This is a genomic window from Streptomyces caniferus (assembly GCF_009811555.1).
In the GTDB taxonomy this organism is placed as follows: Bacteria; Actinomycetota; Actinomycetes; order Streptomycetales; family Streptomycetaceae; genus Streptomyces; species Streptomyces caniferus.
Window position 1 is genome coordinate 3794786 of record NZ_BLIN01000005.1, and the last position, 17141, is coordinate 3811926.

Here is a 17141-nt window from a genome sequence, read left to right on the forward strand (position 1 = left end):
GCGCTGATCTGACGATCCGTCAGCAATCGCGGAACCCTGTCGGAGAGCGTCGAGGACGACTGACGTGAAGTCAGTGGCGTCGAGGGACGGGGTGGGTGAGAGTGGAACGGCGCGCAGGGGGCATTCGGGGCGCGCAGGGGGCAACTACCGCCATGGGGCGCACTGAATCGGAGCTGCGCCGCCTTCTCGTACGCCGGCGCATACACCTCCTGATCGCCCGAGGAGGCTTTGTGGATGCTCCGGACCCCTACTGACGGAAGACGCTGCAACAAGGCAGACTGACCGTTGCGCACGGTGAACCGATGCGAACGGTACGAACTGATGGCACAGGGCAGGTGGACACATGGACGACAGTCCGGGGCAGGGGCGGGAGCGGCTCCGCTTCTCCGTGCTCGGTCCCGTGCGGGCCTGGCGTGGTGACAAGCCGCTGGCGGCGGGCTCCCCGCAACAGCGTGCGTTGCTCGCCGCACTGCTGCTGCGCGGCGGGCGCACCGCCACCGCACCCGAGCTCGTCGACGCCCTGTGGGGCGACGAGCCGCCGCACGCCGCGCTCGCCGCGCTGCGCACGTACGCCTCACGGCTCCGCAAGGCGCTGGGGGACGACGCCGACGCCTTGGTCAGCGAGTCCGGCGGCTATGCGCTCCGGTCGGTGGACGGGCGCCCGCTGGACCTCGACCACGACCGTGCCGAGCAGTACGCGGCCGAGGCCGAAAAGGCCAAGGCCGCCGGCGACCGCGGCCGCGCCCGCGAACTCCTCGACGCCGCATTGGCGCAGTGGGAGGGCGAACCGCTGGCCGGCCTCGCCGGCCCGTACGTCGACACCCAGCGCACACGTCTCGACGAGTGGCGCCTGACCCTGCTGGAAACCCGCCTCGAACTCGGCCTGGAAGTGGGCTGCCACGCCGAGGCGGTCTCCGAACTGACCGCCCTCACCGCCGCCCACCCGCTGCGCGAGCGGCTGCGCGAACTCCTCATGCTGGCGCTCTACCGCAGCGGACGACAGGCCGAGGCGCTCGCCGTCTACGCCGACACTCGCCAGCTGCTCGACGAGGAGCTGGGCGTCGATCCCCGTGCCTCGCTCTCCGATCTCCAGCAGCGGATCCTCCGGGCGGACCCGGACCTCGACGCACCCGTCCTCGTCGGCTTCGACGCGGATCCCGCCGGCCCCGCCGTGGTGCGGCCGCAGCAACTGCCCGCCACCGTGGCGGACTTCACCGGACGCGCCGCCTTCGTCGCCGAGCTCGGCGATCAGCTCGCCACCGCCGAGGGCAGCGTCATGGCCGTCTCGGCCCTCACCGGCATCGGCGGCGTCGGGAAGACCACCCTCGCCGTCCATGTCGCGCACGCCGCCCGCGAACACTTCCCCGACGGACAGCTCTACGTCGACCTGCAGGGCGCGGGCCACACCCCGTCCCAGCCGGAGGCCGTCCTCGGAGCCTTCCTGCGCGCCCTGGGCACTCCGGACGCCTCCATCCCCGACGGTCTGGCGGAACGCTCGGCCCTCTACCGCTCCACCCTCGCCGGCCGGCGCGTGCTGGCGCTCCTGGACAACGCCCGGGACGCTTCCCAGGTCCGCCCGCTCCTGCCCGGCACGGAAGGCAGCGCCGCGCTGATCACCAGCCGTGCGCGCATGAACGACCTGGCGGGCGCGCACCTCATCGACCTCGACGTGATGAGCCCGGAGGAAGCGCTCTCCCTCTTCACCCGCATCGTCGGCGAGGAGCGCGTCACCTCGGAGCGGAAGGCCGCCATGGCCGTCGTCGGGGCCTGCGGCTTCCTGCCGCTGGCCATCCGGATCGCCGCCTCGCGGCTGGCCGCCCGGCGTACGTGGACGGTGTCCATCCTGGCGCGCAAGCTCGCCGACGAGCGCCGCCGCCTGGACGAGCTCCGGGCCGGCGATCTCGCCGTCAAGGCCACCTTCGAACTGGGTTACGGCCAGCTGGAACCCCAGCAGGCACGCGCCTTCCGCCTGCTCGGCCTGGCCGACGGGCCCGACATCTCGCTCGCGGCGGCGGCAGCCATGCTCGATCTGGACCTCGACGACGCCGAGGAGCTGCTGGAGTCCCTCGTGGACACCTCCCTGCTGGAGTCCGCGGCACCGGGGCGCTACCGCTTCCACGACCTGGTGCGGCTGTACGCACGCGCCTGCGCCGAACGCGATGAGCACCCCCCGTCCGAGCGGGACGCGGCACTGTCGCGACTGCTGGACTTCTACTCGGCAACGGCCGCCAACATGTACGTCCTCGAACGCCCCGGCGACCGGCTCGTCGACCACATGGAGGCCACCGCTTTCCCGGGCCTGGAGTTCACCGGCCGCACGACCGCCCTGGAGTGGCTGTTCAGCGAGGCCGGATGCCTGCTGGCCTGCGCGCGCCAGTGCGAGGGCCCCACGACGCTGCGGCGCGCCGCCGACCTGCTGCTGCTCACCAAGGACCTGGCCGAGTCCGGCGCCGATGCGCTCCAGTACGAGCAGGCCGGCGTCTCCTTGCTGGCCGCCGCCCAGGAAGCCGGGGAGCAGCATGCGCAGGCGAGGGTCCACACCGCGCTCGCCTATGCCCGTACGCTCTCGGGCCGGCTGAACGACGCGGACGAGAACGCCAAGTCCGCCATGCTGCTCGGCCTCGCCGCCGAAGACCCCTTCTCTTCGTCCTACGCCCCCAACGACCGCGGGATCATCGCCAACGCCCAGCGTCGGCACAACGACGCGGAGGCCTATCTGGGGCAGGCCCTGACGGCCTTCCGCAGCGACGGCAACCGCAGTTCCGAGGCCAGCGCGCTGTGCAACCTCTCCCGGGTCCATCTGGACACCGGCCGGGTGGCCAGCGCGATAGAGCTGGCGGAGGAAGGGATCGCCATCTACCGCGAGTTGGGCGCCACGCGACGGCTCGCCAACGGCATGTACGCCCTGGCTCTGGCCTACACCCAGGACAACCGGCTGGACGAGGCGGCCGGGCAACTCTCCGCCGCACTGGCCATTTTCCAGGACAGCCGCCAGCGGTTCTGGGAGGGCATGACCAACTTCCGGATGGCCGAGGTCGACCTCGCGGCGCGGCGGCCGGCCGCCGCCGCCAACCACGCCGAACAGGCGCTGGCCGCCCTGCGCGGCATCGGTGGCGAGTCCCGGCGGGCCAGCGCCCTCACCACGCTCGGGCGGGCCCTCAGCGAGATCGGGCACACCGGCCGCGCACGCGTGTGCTGGCAGGAAGCGCTCACCATCTTCGAGCGTCTCGGACTACCGGAAAGTGCCGTTGTCCAGCAGCTTTTGACTCCCGCTGTGGTCGCGTAGGGGCGTCGCCGCGCCCCAGCAGCAGACGTTTATCGATCGTTCATCGGCGAGGTCCACTCTCTTCTTAACCGAACCGCCGCCTCGGGGGGCAAGCGGCTCGGGGACCAGGTCGCCGCCGTTAAAGTGAGCGACCGCGCCGCGCCCGTCCGGAGGCCCTCGGGGGAGTCGCCGGGCGGGCGGGGCACAAAGCGCCCACACAGGAGTTGATCGTCATGAGCACCGAGAAGCAGACTCAGGGTCCGAGGGATCGGGACATTGTCAAGCCCCTCGACAGCCATCAGCCGGTCCTCGGAACGGATCGCACGCCCCAGGTGCCGTCGCGGGGGGATCGCGACGTCATCAAGCCCAATGACAGCCACCAGCCCATTGCCGGTAACGGCGTCAACGCCACCGTCGACGACAGCCACCAGCCGGGCCCCGGCCAGGGCGTCGCGCCGAAGGGCGGCAGCCGGCCCGCTGCCGGTGAGGGCATTCTGCCGATGGACAGTCACCAGCCCATCGGCAAGCCCAACTAGCACCACCTGAGCCAACGGGGGAACAGTTCGGGGGATTGCAGGGGCCGGTGTCCATGGCTCGGAGGGGAAGCCATCGACACCGGTCCCTGCGGCTTTTGTGCTCGGGCGCTGCCGCCGGTCGGCGAGAAGCCAGAACACCTGACCGCATTTGCCGCTATTTTGACGACACGAGCGACAAGCTCCGTCCTCTCTACAGGAGTTGATATGACCTCCATGAAGAAGACCCTCGCCGTCGGCGCGCTCACCCTCGCGGCGTTCGGCGCCGCCGCCGCGCCCGCCCTTGCCGACAACCATGCGCCCGTCCCGCCGCATGCCTTGGTGGCTCCGGACAACCACGCACCGGTGATACCGATGGACAACCATGCACCGGTGGCACCTCTCGACAGCCACACTCCCTGACCCAGCCGGTCGGGCTCGCCCCATGGCTCCCGGCCGACGCTCCTGACCCGGCGTGGACCGGCCGGGAGCAGAATTCGCCGCCAAGGGGCCTCTGCACACATCTGACGCAGCGTCAGATGCTGGTGCTACAGTCGCGCCACCCGCGACCCGCGAGGAGGCGCCGTGTTCGAACCCGCCCGTATCCACACGCTCTGGGAACTGGTCGAGTACCGAGCACGGGCCTCGCGCGGGGCGCCGATGTTCTACGACGGGGACGGGCGGAGCGTCACCTTCGACGGGGTGCGCGACCAGGCGCTGCGGGTGGCGGCCGGGTTCCGGGAGCTGGGGATCGGGGCGGGGACCCGGGTGGCCTGGCAATTGCCGACGCGGATCGAGACGGTGGTGGCCTCGCTGGCGCTGGCCAGGCTCGGGGCCGTGCAGACGCCGGTGATTCCGCTCCACCGGGAGCGCGAGGTCGGCTTCATCCTGGCGGAGTCGGCGGCGGAGTTCGTCCTCGTACCGGGCGAGTGGCGGGGGTTCGACCACACCGCGATGGCGCATCGGCTCGCCGGGGACGGGGTGCGGGTGGTCCCGGTGGCGGAGGGGCTGCCGGAGGGGGATCCGGGGGCGCTGCCGGCCGTGGCCGGAGCGGACGACGGGTCCGGTGCGGAGGCCGGCACCAGGTGGATCTACTACACCTCGGGCACCACCTCCTCCCCCAAGGGCGTCGAGCACATGGACGCCACGCTCCTCGCCGGCGGCGTCGGGCTGGCCACCGCGCTCGGGATGTCCGCGGACGACATCGGCTCGATCGCCTTCCCGTACGCACATATCGCCGGCCCGGACTATGTCATCGCCATGCTGGTCAGCGGGTTTCCCGCGGTCATCCTGGACTCCTTCGAGCCGGGCCGCGCGGCCGCCGTCTACCGGCGCCACGGGGTGACGATGGCCGGCGGCAGCACTGCCTTCTACCAGGCGTTTCTCGATGAGTCGCGGCGTCACCGGCAGCGGCGGCCGCAGGCCGGGCGGTTGATTCCCTCGCTGCGGCTGCTGTCCGGCGGCGGGGCGCCGATGCCTCCGGAGCTGTACACGGCCGCCGGGCGGGAGCTGGAGTGCGCGATCGTCCACGGGTACGGCATGACCGAGTGCCCGATGATCACGATGGGCACGCCGTACGACAGCGAGGAGCAGCTGTCGCGGACGGTCGGCAAGCCGGTGGTGGGGGCGGAGATCAGGATCGTGCGGCCGGACGGGAGCGAGGCCGCCACCGGGGAGTCCGGCGAGGTGACGGTCAAGGGGCCGATGCTCTTTCGCCGGTACACGGACCCGGCGCTGACCTCCGGGGCATTCGCCGCCGACGGCTCCTTCCGCACCGGTGACCTGGGGTATCTGCGTCCCGACGGGCATCTGGTGCTGACCGGGCGGATCAAGGACATCATCATCCGCAAGGGCGAGAACATCTCCGCGCGGGAGATCGAGGATCTGGTGCACACCCATCCGGCGGTGGCGGAGGCCGCGGTGATAGGGCTGCCGGACCGGGAGCGCGGCGAGCGGGTGTGCGTGGTGGTCACGCCCGCCGATCCGGCCGCGCCGGCGCTGACCCTGGGCGGGCTGACCGCGCATCTCCGGTCGGCCGGGCTGATGACGCAGAAGCTTCCGGAGCAGCTGGAGACCGTCGGCGAGCTGCCGCGCGGCGGGCCGCTGAACAAGGTGCTCAAGGCGGTGCTGCGGGAGCGGTATACGGAGTAGCCGGGGGCGCCGCGGCGGTGTGGCGATGAGTTCCGGGGGCCGGCGGAGTCTTCACTGGGAGCGTCGCCACAGGGGTGCGCCGCACCCGTGCGGTGGGACGCCCCGGCAGGGCGACCGGACAGGACGCCCCGGCAGGACGCCTCGGCAGGACGGAAGGACTCCGACGATGACCGATGACACGATCGACTTTGCGGCGCAGGCCCGGCTGGTGTCGCAGCTCGCGGCGCGGACCGCCGACGAGCAGCTCGACGCCCCCACTCCCTGCGAGACCTACGCGGTACGCCATCTGCTGGGCCACCTCGTCGGCCTGGCCGCGGCGTTCCAGCACACGGCGCGCAAGGATCTGGGTCCGATGACGAGTGGGGCACCGGATGCGGCGGTGCCGGACGTGGAGCCCGGCTGGCGGGCCGAACTGGACCAGAACCTCCGCGGGATGGCCGAGGCCTGGCACGAGCCGGCGGCCTGGGAGGGCGAGACCCAGGCGGGCGGGGTGACGCTGCCCGCCGCCGTCGCGGGCCGGTTCGCGCTCAACGAGCTGGTGCTGCACGGCTGGGACCTGGCGCGCGCCACCGGCCAGGAGTACACCCCGGACGCAGCCGCCCTCGGGGTGTCGTACGCCCTGCTCGCGCCGCTTGCCGAGGGCCCGGACCGCCTGCCGGTGTTCGGCCCGCCCGTGGCTGTGGCGGCGGACGCACCGCTTCTCGACCAGGTGGTGGCGCTGAGCGGCCGCCGGCCGGAGTGGGCGCCGCCGGGCACGCAGGGGACGTAGCGGCGTAGGCGGTCCCCGCGCCACGGCCGCCGGATCACGCCGGAGCGCAGCCCGGCACTCCGTCCCGCAGCCGGGTCTTGAGGATCTTGCCGCTGGCGTTGCGCGGGAGTTCGGTGACGAAGGCGACCTCCCGCGGGACCTTGTAGTTGGCCATCTCCCGGCGGGACCAGGCGATCAGATCGTCGGCGGTGAGCAGGGAGCCGGCGCGGCGGACCGCATAGGCCCTGCCGACCTCGCCGAGGCGGGGGTCGGGTATGCCGATGACGGCGACCTCGGTGATGTCCGGGTGCCGGCCGAGGAGTTGCTCTATTTCGGCGGGATAGGCGTTGAAGCCGCCGACGATGAACATGTCCTTGATGCGGTCGGTGATCTTGAGGTTGCCCGCCGCGTCGAGGACGCCCACGTCGCCGGTGCGCAGCCAGCCGTCGGGGGTGATCACGCGGGCGGTGCCGGCCGGGTCCTCGAAGTAGCCCGACATCACGTGGTAGCCGCGGACGTGCACCTCGCCGGGGTCACCGGGCGGCACCGGGCGGTCCGCGGCGTCGACGATCCGGACCTCGGTGCCGGGGATGGCGCGCCCCGAGGTCGTGGCGATGACCTCGGGCGGATCGCCGCGGCGGCACATCGTGACGACGCCCGAGCTCTCCGAAAGGCCGTACGCCGTCAGCACGGTGGAGATCTTCAGCTCGCTGCGCAGCCGCTCGACCAGCTCCAGGGGGACCACCGCGGCGCCGGTGACCACCACGCGCAGCGCGGAGAGGTCGTCCAGGGCCCGGGAGGGGTGGTCGAGGATCTGCTGGTGGAGGGTGGGCGGGCCGGGGAGGACGGAGATCCGTTCGGCGGCGATGTTGGCGAGCGCGGTCTCCACGCCGAAGACCGGCTGCGGGATCATCGTCGCGCCGCGCAGCAGACAGGCGATGATCCCGGCCTTGTAGCCGAAGGTGTGGAAGAACGGGTTGACGATCAGATAGCGGTCGCCCTCCCGGAGTCCGGCGAGTTCGCTCCAGACGTCGTACGCGCGCAGGGTCTGGGCATGCGTGATCACCGCGCCTTTGGGGCGGCCGGTGGTGCCGGAGGTGAAGATGATGTCCGAGGGGGCATCGGGGTGCAGGGCGTCGGCCCGGTCGCGGACCGTTTCCTGCGACACCGCCGCGCCGCCGGCGAGGAAGTCCTGCCAGGTGGCGAAGTCGGCGGGGGCGTCGTCGGAGAGCACCACGACCTTCTCCAGTTGCGGCAGTCCGGGCAGCGGGCCGCGGCCGGTGCCCTCCTGGGCGGCGCGGCGGAGCGAGGCGACGTAGGACGTGCCGAGGAAGGTGCCGGTGACGAAGAGCAGCTTGGCACGGGTGCGGCGCAGGACGTAGGCGGCCTCGGTGCCCTTGAAGCGGGTGTTGACGGGGACGAGGACGGCGCCGGCGGTGACGGCCCCGAGGGCGGAGACGATCCAGTCGAGGGTGTTGGGCGCCCAGACGGCGACGCGGTCGCCGGGTGCGACCCCGGAGGCGATGCAGGCGGCCGCGGCGCGTGCCACCCGCTCGCCGAGCTCCGCGTACGACACCCGGGTGCGGCCCTCGACCACGGCCTCCCGGGAGGCGTACCGCCGGGCGGCCGTGCGCACCAGCCGCGGGATGGCGCCGTACTCCAGGTCCGCCCGAGACTGCAGGTCGTCGCACATCGCGCTGCCTCCCGCCAAAGAGCCCTGCACCACTAGCTGACTGACCGTCAGATTAGCGGTAGCCTCCTCGGCTGTCAGCACTGACGACCGACCGCGGAGGTGGCGATGGGGGCGACCCTCAAGGACGCGACGGCGATAGCCGGCATCGGACAGACCCCGTTCGCCAAACAACTCCCCGCCTCCGAGAAGGCCTTGGCCTGCCGGGCGATCGTCGCGGCCCTGGACGACGCCGGGATCGCCGCCTCGGAGGTGGACGCCTTCGCCTCCTACACCATGGAGGAGACCGACGAGGTCGAGATGGCCAAGGCCATCGGCGCCGGGGACGTCACCCACTTCTCCAAGGTCGGCTACGGCGGTGGCGGTTCCTGCGCGACGGTGGCCCATCTGGCGGCCGCCATCGCCACCGGCCAGGCGAGCGTCGGCGTCGCCTGGCGGTCCCGCAAGCGCGGTTCGGGGCCGCGCCCCTGGAAGAACACCCAGGTCCAGCTGCCCACCCCGGGACAGTGGACCCGCCCCTTCGGACTGCTGCGCCCCGCCGACGAGATCGGCATGCTGGCCCGCCGCTATATGCACGAATACGGCGCCACCCGCGATCACCTCTTCAACGTCGCCCTCGCCTGCCGCAACCGCGCCAACCAGAACCCGGCCGCGATCATGTACGAGCGCCCGCTGACCCGCGAGATGTACATGACCGCCCGCTGGATCAGCGAGCCGCTCTGCCTCTTCGACAACTGCCTGGAGACCGACGGCGCGCTGGCCTGTGTCGTGGTCTCCGCCGAGCGGGCCCGCGACTGCCGGCAGCGGCCCGTCTACGTCCACTCCGCCGCCCAGGGCCTGCCCGCGCAGCACCACGGCATGGTCAACTACTGGAACGACGACCCGCTCACGGGTCCCGCCTGGACCGCCGCCCGCCAGCTGTGGAAGGGCGCCGACCTCGGGCCGCAGGACGTCGACGTGGCACAGATCTATGACGCGTTCACCCCCCTGATCCCCCTCTCGCTGGAGGGCTACGGCTTCTGCGGGCGCGGCGAGGGCGCGGCCTTCACCGAGGGCGGCGCGCTGGAGATCGGCGGCCGGCTGCCCCTCAACACCGGCGGCGGCGGCCTCTCCGAGGCGTACGTGCACGGTTTCAACCTCATCACCGAAGGCGTCAAACAGCTGCGCGGCACCAGCACCGCGCAGGTGCCCGACGCCGCCACCTGCCTGGTTACCGCGGGCGAGGGCGTCCCCACCTCGGCCCTGCTGCTGAGGAGTTGATACGCCATGAGCGCCCGTGAAGCCGCCGAATCCGTCCCGCCGGCCGAGACCGCCGAGTCCGTCCAGTCGGCAGCGACCGTCCGGTCCGCCGAGTCCGCCGAGCCCCTCAGGCCCACCGAGTCCGCTGATTCCGTTCGTGATGTCATGTCACCCAGCGTGACACCCGCCACTGACAATCGTCCCGACAGCGGCGCCGACCTGCTGCTTCCCGTCCCCGATGACGACGGGGCACCCTTCTGGGAGTACGCCGCCAGGGGCGAACTGCGCGTCCAGGCCTGCTCCGGCTGCGACGAACTGCGCTTCCCGCCCCGGCCCTGCTGCCCGCACTGCCAGTCGTTCGCCGCGCACTGGCAGCGGATGAGCGGCCGCGGCCGCATCTGGTCCTACGTGCTGCCGCACCCACCGCTGCTCCCCGCGTACGCCGCCCTGCCGGGCTACAACGCGATCGTCGTGGAGCTGGCCGACGCCCCGCGCATCCGCCTCGTCGGCAATCTCGTCACCGCCGCCGACGCCCCCCTCAACTCCGTCGAACCGGCACGACTGCGCATCGGCGCCCCGGTCAGGGCCGCCTTCCACACCATGCCGGGAGGCGTGACCGTACCCCGCTGGCTCCTGGAGCGCCCATGACGCTCCGCACGGAGATCGAGGACGGGGTCGCCCTGGTCACCCTCGACCGGCCCGAGCGGCACAACGCCATCGACCTCGACACCGCCGCCGAACTCGCCGCCACCTGGCGGGCGTTCCGCTTCGACGACGCCGTACGGGCCGCGGTGGTCACCGGCGCCGGCGGCCGGGCCTTCTGCACCGGCATCGACCGTTCCGTCGACGTCTCCCAGCCACCCTCGCCCTACTCCCTCGACGACCCGTTGCTCCGCATCGGGCCGAAGGCCAACGACCTGTGGAAGCCGGTCATCGCCGCCGTCGACGGCATGGCCTGCGGTGGCGCCTTCTACCTCCTGGGCGAGGCCGAGTTCCTCATCGCCTCCGAGAACGCCACCTTCTTCGACCCGCACACCACCTACGGGATGGTCAGTGCGTACGAGTCCATCGCCATGGCCCAGCGGATGCCCTACGGGGAGATCGCCCGGCTGGCCCTGATGGGGACGGCGGAGCGGCTGGGCGCCTCCCGCGCGTACGAGACCGGCCTGGTCTCCGAGCTGACCGCGCCCGGTGCCGCGGCCGAGGTGGCGCTGCGCCGTGCCGCCGTGCTCGCCGCCCAGCCGACCGGGCCGGTCCAGGGCACCGTACGCGCCCTGTGGGCGGCCAGGGAGGCAGCCAGGACACAGGCCCTGGCACACGCCCCCCAGCTGATCGCTCTGGGCAATCTGCCCCCGGACCAGCAGGCCCGGCTGTTCGCGGCCCGCACGCGCCGTGGCGGCCGGGACGAGGGACCGGAGGGCGGGCCACCGGTCAGATGACCCCCGGGGGCGGATCCGCACACTCCCGCCCCTGCGTCTACATCCGTGTCTTCTGTGCCCGGGTGATCTGGCAGGTGTACCAGAACTGCCCGATGGAGGACTGGTTGACGCTGTACTTGGCGGTGTACGTCTCGGTTTCCCCGGGACCGACGATGATCGACCGCTCGTGCAGCCCGTACGCCTTGCCGTCGGCCGGTTTGGCCTTCATCCAGTTGACGGCCATGTCGTAGGAGAACGAGTCGGTCGTCGACGGATTGGTGATCGAGACCGTGTAGGTGAACTGGCGCAGCGAATCGGAGAAGTCGCAGTTGCTGCCGCTGACGTCCGACCGCCCGTCCGGGTCGTAGGTCTCCTGGGTCGGCGAGGGCGAGAAGGTGGGCTCGTACGTCGGGGTCGGGTCGCTCGCGTCGTACGCGCTGGTGGTCGCCGGACTCGGGAGGTACGCCGGCACCTTGACGCGGGGCCGGCTGAAGGCGCAGCCACCGACCGTGGCGACCGCGGTCAACGCCAGTACGGTCGCCACCGCCACCCTGATACCCGTACGGGAGCCCCCGCGACTGCCGCTGCGTATGCCCTGCTTCATTCTGCTGTCCATCCCCCGTGAAAACCTCGAACCGCGTCAGTCCCTGACTTGACGCGTGCACGGCACCCTAGCAAGGGCCGGTGACACCCCGTACGGGCCCCGGCAACGCGGGCGGGCGTACTTCTCTCGCGGGCACAGAGGGTCCGGCGTAGCGTCGGTCACGGAGGAAGACCGGACAACTCGAAGCGAGGCGACGCCCGTGGTGCGCAACGTTCTCGGGTCGCTGATCGCCCTCGCCGGAGCGGCGGCCGCCGTATGGAGTCCCTTCCGTCCCTGGTACGACGGCCGTCACGGCCGCAACATCCGGATCGAAGACCTCTTCAACGGCATCACCCGCACCAGCGCCGCGCTCTTCGGCTCCATCCTCCTTCCCATGGCCTTCGCCGCCCTGCTGACCCTGATCGGTGTGGCTCTGCGCTCCCGGGCGCTGATCACCGTCGCGGGCCTGGTGGTGCTCGGCTTCACGATCCTGTGGATGGTCCGCCAGGGACAGGCCGCCAGCGAACTGACCGCCGGCGCCCGTGGTCTGGGGGTGGGCGTGGCCAGTGCACTGGGCGGCGGCGCCCTGCTGCTGCTCGGCGCCCTGATCATGCGGGGCCGCGGCCGCCGGGGCTACGACCGCGGCTACGACGAGCGGCGGTACGACGACGGTCGCTACGGGCCCGACGCGCACGACGACCACTACGACAGGCGCGGCCCCTACGACCCGCACACGCCCTACCCTCCGGGGACACCCGAGCCATGGGACGCGGGCCGCCCGGGGGCCGAGGAGTGGAACCCCGAGCCGTACCCGACCGGCCCCGGCCCCGGCCCCGGCGGACCCGATCATGGCGCCCACGGCCCGCAAGGGGACACCCCCACCGCTCCCCTGCCGGTCACCCCGCCGCCACCACAGCCCGGCCAACAGCAGCCGACACAACCAGCGCAGCGGCCACAGCAACCTCAGCAGCCACAACACCCGCAACATCCGCAGCAGTCACCACCGCCGCCTCCGCCGCCACCGACCGTGCCGGCCCATGAGCAGCCCCCCACGCCTCCGGTGGAGTGGGCCAGAGAACACCGGCAACCACACCCCTCGCAGCCCGGACAGCCGGAACAGCCCGGAGGGCCCCGCCCTCCCGAACACCCCGGGCAGCCCGGACGCCCAGAACGAGCCGAACCGCCCCCTGAGGACCGGGAGTAGACGGCCGGGCGCCCACGGCCCGCGTCTCCGCACACCGCTACGGGCCCTGGGCTACGACTACGTCCGCCCCGCCCAGGCCCGCCCCCTCACGACCGCCGCGCCAGCCCCGTCCCCTTGGCCGCGTCCAGCGCATACACACAGCGGTCCTTGCTGCAGGCGTACACCACGCCGCCGACCGCCACCGGTGAACCGGTGATCTCGCCGCCGGTCGCCAGCTTCCAGCGCAGCTGGCCGCCCATCGCATCGAGCGTGTAGAGGCAGTGGTCGGCCGAGCCGAAGTGCACCCGGCCCTCCGCGACTACCGGTGCGCCGACGACCTCCGCACCGGCCTGGAACCGCCAGCGGGGAGTGCCGGTCACCGCGTCCAGCGTGTAGAGCGCCTTGCCGCTGCCCAGGTGGACCGCGCCGTGCGCGACCAGTACCGGTTCGGTGGACTGCCGTGCCTCGGTGGCGATCCGCCAGCGGTCGCGGCCGTCCGCCGCGTCCAGCGCGTAGACCGTGCCGAGGTAGTCCGCCAGATAGACCCCGCCGCCGGTGACGGCCGGGCCGGGGGCGAAGGCGGGCGGGCTCAGGAACACCGCGGGCGCCTCGAAGTGCCAGCGCACGTCGCCGCGGGCGATGTCGATCGCCAGCACCCGGGTGCCGGCCACGACATAGACCGCACCGTCCGACGCGGGCAGCAGCCGCACCGGCACCCCGCCGCAGGACGCGGCATCGCCCACCGGGTAAGACCAGCGCTCGGCGCCGGTCCGCGCCTCCAGCGCCTTCAGGCGCGCATCGGCCCAGACGAAGACCGTGCCGTCGTGCACCACGGGTCCGGCCTCGGCCGTCTCGAAGTCGGTCTGGACGCCACCGGTCTCCCACAGCAGTTCGCCGGTGCCGGCCTCCCATGCCTGGACGCCGCCGCCCCGGGTGCTGGTGACGACGGTCCCGCGGTCGACCTGGAGGGCGTAGACCCAGCCCTCGGTGTGCAGCCGCCAGCGCTCGGTGCCGTCGTCGGCGTCCAGCGCGTAGAGGCTCGGGCCGTCCGAGGCATGGATCCGGCCGTCCGCGACCGCCATCGCCCAGGCGACGTCACGGGTCTTGAACTTGCGGCGCCCGCTGGCCACATCGAGCGCATGCACCTCGAAGGACGTGACGTACAGCAGGTCGTCGGCGACGGCGGGGGTGCCCCACACATCGTTCGACATCCGGAACCGCCAGGGGCGCCAGCGGCCCGGTTCGGCGGGCGGGGCCTCCGGCGGAGCGGGCGGGGCGGCCTCGCCGCGGGCCGGGCCCTCCCCGGTCACGGCACCGCCCGTCGGGCCCTGCGGCGGCACACCGGTCGCCGGTCCGGCGCCGGGCGGCCGTACCCAGTTCGTCGCGGCACCGGCCTGCCCGCGCGGCTGCGGCCCCGGGGCGTCGGCGCGCGGCCCCGGCCCTATGGGGGCAGGTGAGCCGCCGAGGCGTACGGGACCTGCGGCGCCGTCCGAGGAGACGGCCGGCGGCGCGGCGGAGAGTGCGGCGGCGGGCGACGGCGAGGTGGTGGGCGGCGCGGCGGAGACCGGGGTCACCCGGGCCGTCGAGACGTCCGGGCCGAGCGCGGCGGGCTGCGGCATCGGGCCGGGGTGGCCACTGCGCGGATCGCTGCCGCGGTGCGCGCCGGGACCCGCCCCGATATGGCCGTTCCAGCCGGACTCCGCGGCCACCGGTGCGCTCTCCGGCCGCGGCGGCGCCTGGACGGGCTGCGGTGCGGGCATCGGGGGCGAGGCGGGCGGGGGCGGCGGCGCGGCGGGCGCCGCACGTCCGGCGGCGCGCCCGGAGCCGGCCCGCTGATTGTTGCCGGCCACGGTGGAGCGGCCGCCGCGCCGGCCCTCGATGAGCGCCACCGCGCCGGGCGGCAGCCAGGCGGAGGCGGTGCCGCTGTCGTCGCTGCCGGAGCCGAAGAGATGCGGTGCGAGCTGGGACTGCAGATCGGCGGGGGACGGCCGCTGGCCGGCCTCCATCTGCATACAGGACTCCATGAGCGGACGCAGTTCGTCCGGCAGCCCGGCCAGGTCGGGGCCCTCGCGCAGCAGCATGAAGACCGTCTCCACCGGGTTGGCGCCATGGAACGGCGCATGCCCGGTGGCGGCGAAGACCAGCGTCGACCCCAGGGAGAAGACGTCGCTGGCGCCGGTCACGCTGCGCGAGTCACGGGCCTGCTCGGGCGACATATAGGCAGGGGTGCCCACGGCGACGTTGGTCATCGTCAGACGGGTGTTGGACACCCCGGAGGCGATACCGAAGTCGATCACCCGGGGGCCGTCCTCGACGACCAGCACGTTCGACGGCTTCAGGTCACGGTGCACCAGGCCCGCGCCGTGGATGGACTGCAGCGCCTCGGCGATCCCGGCCGCCAGCCACCGCACCGCCTGGGCCGGGAGCGGCCCGCACTCATTGACTATTTCCTCGAGGGAGGGCGCGGGGACATAGGCCGTCGCGAGCCAGGGCACCGCAGCGCGCGGATCGGCGTCCACCACCGCGGCCGTGTAGAAGCCGCTGACCGCGCGGGCCGCCTCGACCTCGCGTGTGAAGCGGACCCGGAACAGCTGGTCCTCGGCGAGCTCGGTACGCACCGTCTTGATCGCCACGCGCCGGCCGGACGCGGACCGCGCGAGATAGACCAGTCCCATGCCGCCGGCCCCGAGACGGCCGAGCACCTCGAACGGGCCGATCCGCCGGGGATCGTGCTGCGTCAGCTGCTTCAGCTGCTCCACCACTTGCCTGCCACCTCCCCGTGGGGCGAAAAAAAGACTCTCCATAGCCACGAGCCGCCGAGAGCCACTGCCCCGTGCAGCATCTCCCCGCCTGCGGCGAGGACCGTCGAAACGGCCGTACGCGTGCTGATTGTTCCTGGCCGGGCCGACGGTTGCGAACCCGGGGCCTGTCCGCCGTGTCACGGCATGCCTCCCGTAGCCCGCACCGGGTCCGTTACCCGACGTAACCCAACCCCGCCTGACGTGCTGCGATACGTCCCTTGACGGGCGGTTGCCCAGCGGGTTACCGGCGGGTTCCGGAACTACCGCGCGCGACACCGCCCGAAATACGGACGCTCACCACTCTGTTTGACGGGGCCGCGGAGAAAGTGGTTCGCCCTCCCGGACGTCCGGTGGCCGCGGTGGCCGAAACCATGCCGTTCCTCTGACTGTTCGCACCCATCCCCCACCGGTCATGCCATCCCCGTCGTCGCTCGCGGCCCCTCGGCCCAATTCTGCGCGTTCGAAGGTCATTTCGGCGCCAGGACGCCTGGCGTGGCGCCTTCCCGAACATCCGGGCAGGCCGGAGTACCGGCCGCCACAGTGGCCAGATGTCCACGCTAGCGACGGTTCGTACGATTCGCCCGACGACTATTCGTACGTACGGTCGATTTCTGTGAGGCCTGCGGAACGTGGAAGCAGTGGGGCCGATGTTCAACTGACGGCCATCGCGGCGCACTTGCCGCACGGACGGTGACCACTTATCCACCAAAGTTGTCCACAGCCTGTTGATAACACTCTTCACCGGATCGGACCAACCGGTCGCCGGCGGACCACACCCGCGGGCGGGCCCGCCACCAGCACGCTCACGGGGGTCGCGCACCCTGAACTCCCCCATCCCCATTTGCAGGCAGCCAAATCGCGCTCCGATCACCCCTCGGTAAGCTGACGGCATGACAGGACAAGTTCGAACCGTCGACGGCAGAGTTGCCGGCCGCCGCGGACAGGCGACGCGGCAAAAGCTTCTCGACTGCCTCAGCGAAATGCTCAGTTCGTCCCCCTACCGGGACGTCAAGGTCATCGATGTAGCCCGAAAAGCGGGGACTTCACCCGCAACGTTCTATCAGTACTTCCCGGACGTCGAGGGCGCCGTCCTCGAAATCGCCGAGGAGATGGCCAAAGAAGGCGCCACTCTGACCGATCTTGTCGCCGGACGCTCCTGGGTGGGCAAGTCCGGATGGCAGGCGGCGGAGGATCTGGTCGAGGGCTTCCTCTCCTTCTGGCGGAAGCACGACGCGATTCTGCGCGTGATCGACCTGGGTGCCGCCGAGGGCGACAAGCGGTTCTACAAGATCCGCATGAAGATCCTTAATGCCGTCACCAACTCCCTTACCGATTCGATCAAGGAACTGCAGGGCAAGGGCAAGCTCGACAAGGACGTGAGCGCGCCCGCGATGGCCGGCTCACTTGTCGCGATGCTGGCGGCGGTCGCCGGGCACCAGAAGGGCTTCCAGAGCTGGGGCGTGAAACAGGCCGAGCTCAAGCCGAATCTGGCACTGCTGGTGCACCTCGGCGTCACCGGCAAGAAGCCGACCAAATAACGAAGCAGCCGAG

13 protein-coding genes are annotated in these 17141 nt (G+C 72.2%); 10 read left to right on the forward strand and 3 right to left on the reverse strand.

Going from position 1 to position 17141, the window contains the following annotated elements:
- The first annotated feature begins 343 nt into the window (after positions 1-343).
- From afsR to Scani_RS33130, 5 genes are all read left to right on the forward strand, one after another.
- Positions 344-3286: an SARP-family global regulator AfsR gene (gene afsR / locus Scani_RS33110; protein ID WP_159481417.1), complete on the forward strand. Its 2943-nt coding sequence runs from the start codon at positions 344-346 to the stop codon at positions 3284-3286.
- Positions 3287-3498: 212 nt separating this feature from the next.
- A complete protein-coding gene (locus Scani_RS33115; RefSeq protein ID WP_159481418.1) occupies positions 3499-3801 on the forward strand; it encodes a hypothetical protein in 303 nt (100 codons plus the stop codon).
- Between the two features lie 204 nt (positions 3802-4005).
- Entirely contained in the window at positions 4006-4200 is a 195-nt protein-coding gene (locus tag Scani_RS33120) for a hypothetical protein (RefSeq protein WP_159481419.1), read from the forward strand.
- Between the two features lie 162 nt (positions 4201-4362).
- The gene (locus Scani_RS33125; RefSeq protein WP_159481420.1) at positions 4363-5928 is read left to right on the forward strand and encodes a class I adenylate-forming enzyme family protein; all 1566 of its coding nucleotides are present in this window, start codon (positions 4363-4365) and stop codon (positions 5926-5928) included.
- A gap of 166 nt (positions 5929-6094) precedes the next feature.
- Positions 6095-6697, forward strand: coding sequence for a TIGR03086 family metal-binding protein (locus tag Scani_RS33130; protein ID WP_159481421.1), 603 nt, complete (start codon positions 6095-6097; stop codon positions 6695-6697).
- Between the two features lie 34 nt (positions 6698-6731).
- Here the strand turns inward: Scani_RS33130 and Scani_RS33135 are convergent, their stop codons facing one another.
- Positions 6732-8369 (reverse strand): FadD3 family acyl-CoA ligase, encoded by a 1638-nt coding sequence (locus Scani_RS33135; RefSeq protein WP_159481422.1) that lies wholly within the window; start codon positions 8367-8369, stop codon positions 6732-6734.
- Between the two features lie 105 nt (positions 8370-8474).
- Between Scani_RS33135 and Scani_RS33140 the strand changes: the two genes are divergently transcribed.
- The 3 genes from Scani_RS33140 (at position 8475) to Scani_RS33150 (ending at position 11044) form a co-directional block, all read left to right on the forward strand.
- Positions 8475-9626, forward strand: a complete 1152-nt coding sequence (locus Scani_RS33140) for a lipid-transfer protein (protein WP_159481423.1) — start codon at positions 8475-8477, stop codon at positions 9624-9626.
- Positions 9627-9770: 144 nt separating this feature from the next.
- Positions 9771-10253: a Zn-ribbon domain-containing OB-fold protein gene (locus Scani_RS33145; protein WP_159482519.1), complete on the forward strand. Its 483-nt coding sequence runs from the start codon at positions 9771-9773 to the stop codon at positions 10251-10253.
- Positions 10250-11044: an enoyl-CoA hydratase/isomerase family protein gene (locus Scani_RS33150; RefSeq protein ID WP_159481424.1), complete on the forward strand. Its 795-nt coding sequence runs from the start codon at positions 10250-10252 to the stop codon at positions 11042-11044. Before Scani_RS33145 ends, Scani_RS33150 begins: the two co-directional genes overlap by 4 nt.
- Positions 11045-11081: 37 nt before the next feature.
- Here the strand turns inward: Scani_RS33150 and Scani_RS33155 are convergent, their stop codons facing one another.
- Complete coding sequence (locus Scani_RS33155) at positions 11082-11627, reverse strand: hypothetical protein (RefSeq protein WP_246296287.1); 546 nt, start codon at positions 11625-11627, stop codon at positions 11082-11084.
- 199 nt (positions 11628-11826) lie between these two features.
- Here Scani_RS33155 and Scani_RS42010 point away from each other — a divergent pair, with 199 nt between their 5' ends.
- Positions 11827-12810 carry a hypothetical protein gene (locus Scani_RS42010; protein ID WP_159481426.1) on the forward strand — a complete coding sequence of 328 codons (984 nt, stop codon included), beginning with the start codon at positions 11827-11829 and terminating at the stop codon, positions 12808-12810.
- 86 nt (positions 12811-12896) lie between these two features.
- Here Scani_RS42010 and afsK read toward each other — a convergent pair whose 3' ends face one another.
- Positions 12897-15551 carry a protein serine/threonine kinase AfsK gene (afsK, locus tag Scani_RS33165; RefSeq protein WP_246296288.1) on the reverse strand — a complete coding sequence of 885 codons (2655 nt, stop codon included), beginning with the start codon at positions 15549-15551 and terminating at the stop codon, positions 12897-12899.
- Between the two features lie 929 nt (positions 15552-16480).
- Between afsK and Scani_RS33170 the strand changes: the two genes are divergently transcribed.
- Complete coding sequence (locus Scani_RS33170) at positions 16481-17128, forward strand: TetR family transcriptional regulator (protein ID WP_159481428.1); 648 nt, start codon at positions 16481-16483, stop codon at positions 17126-17128.
- Positions 17129-17141 lie beyond the last annotated feature (13 nt).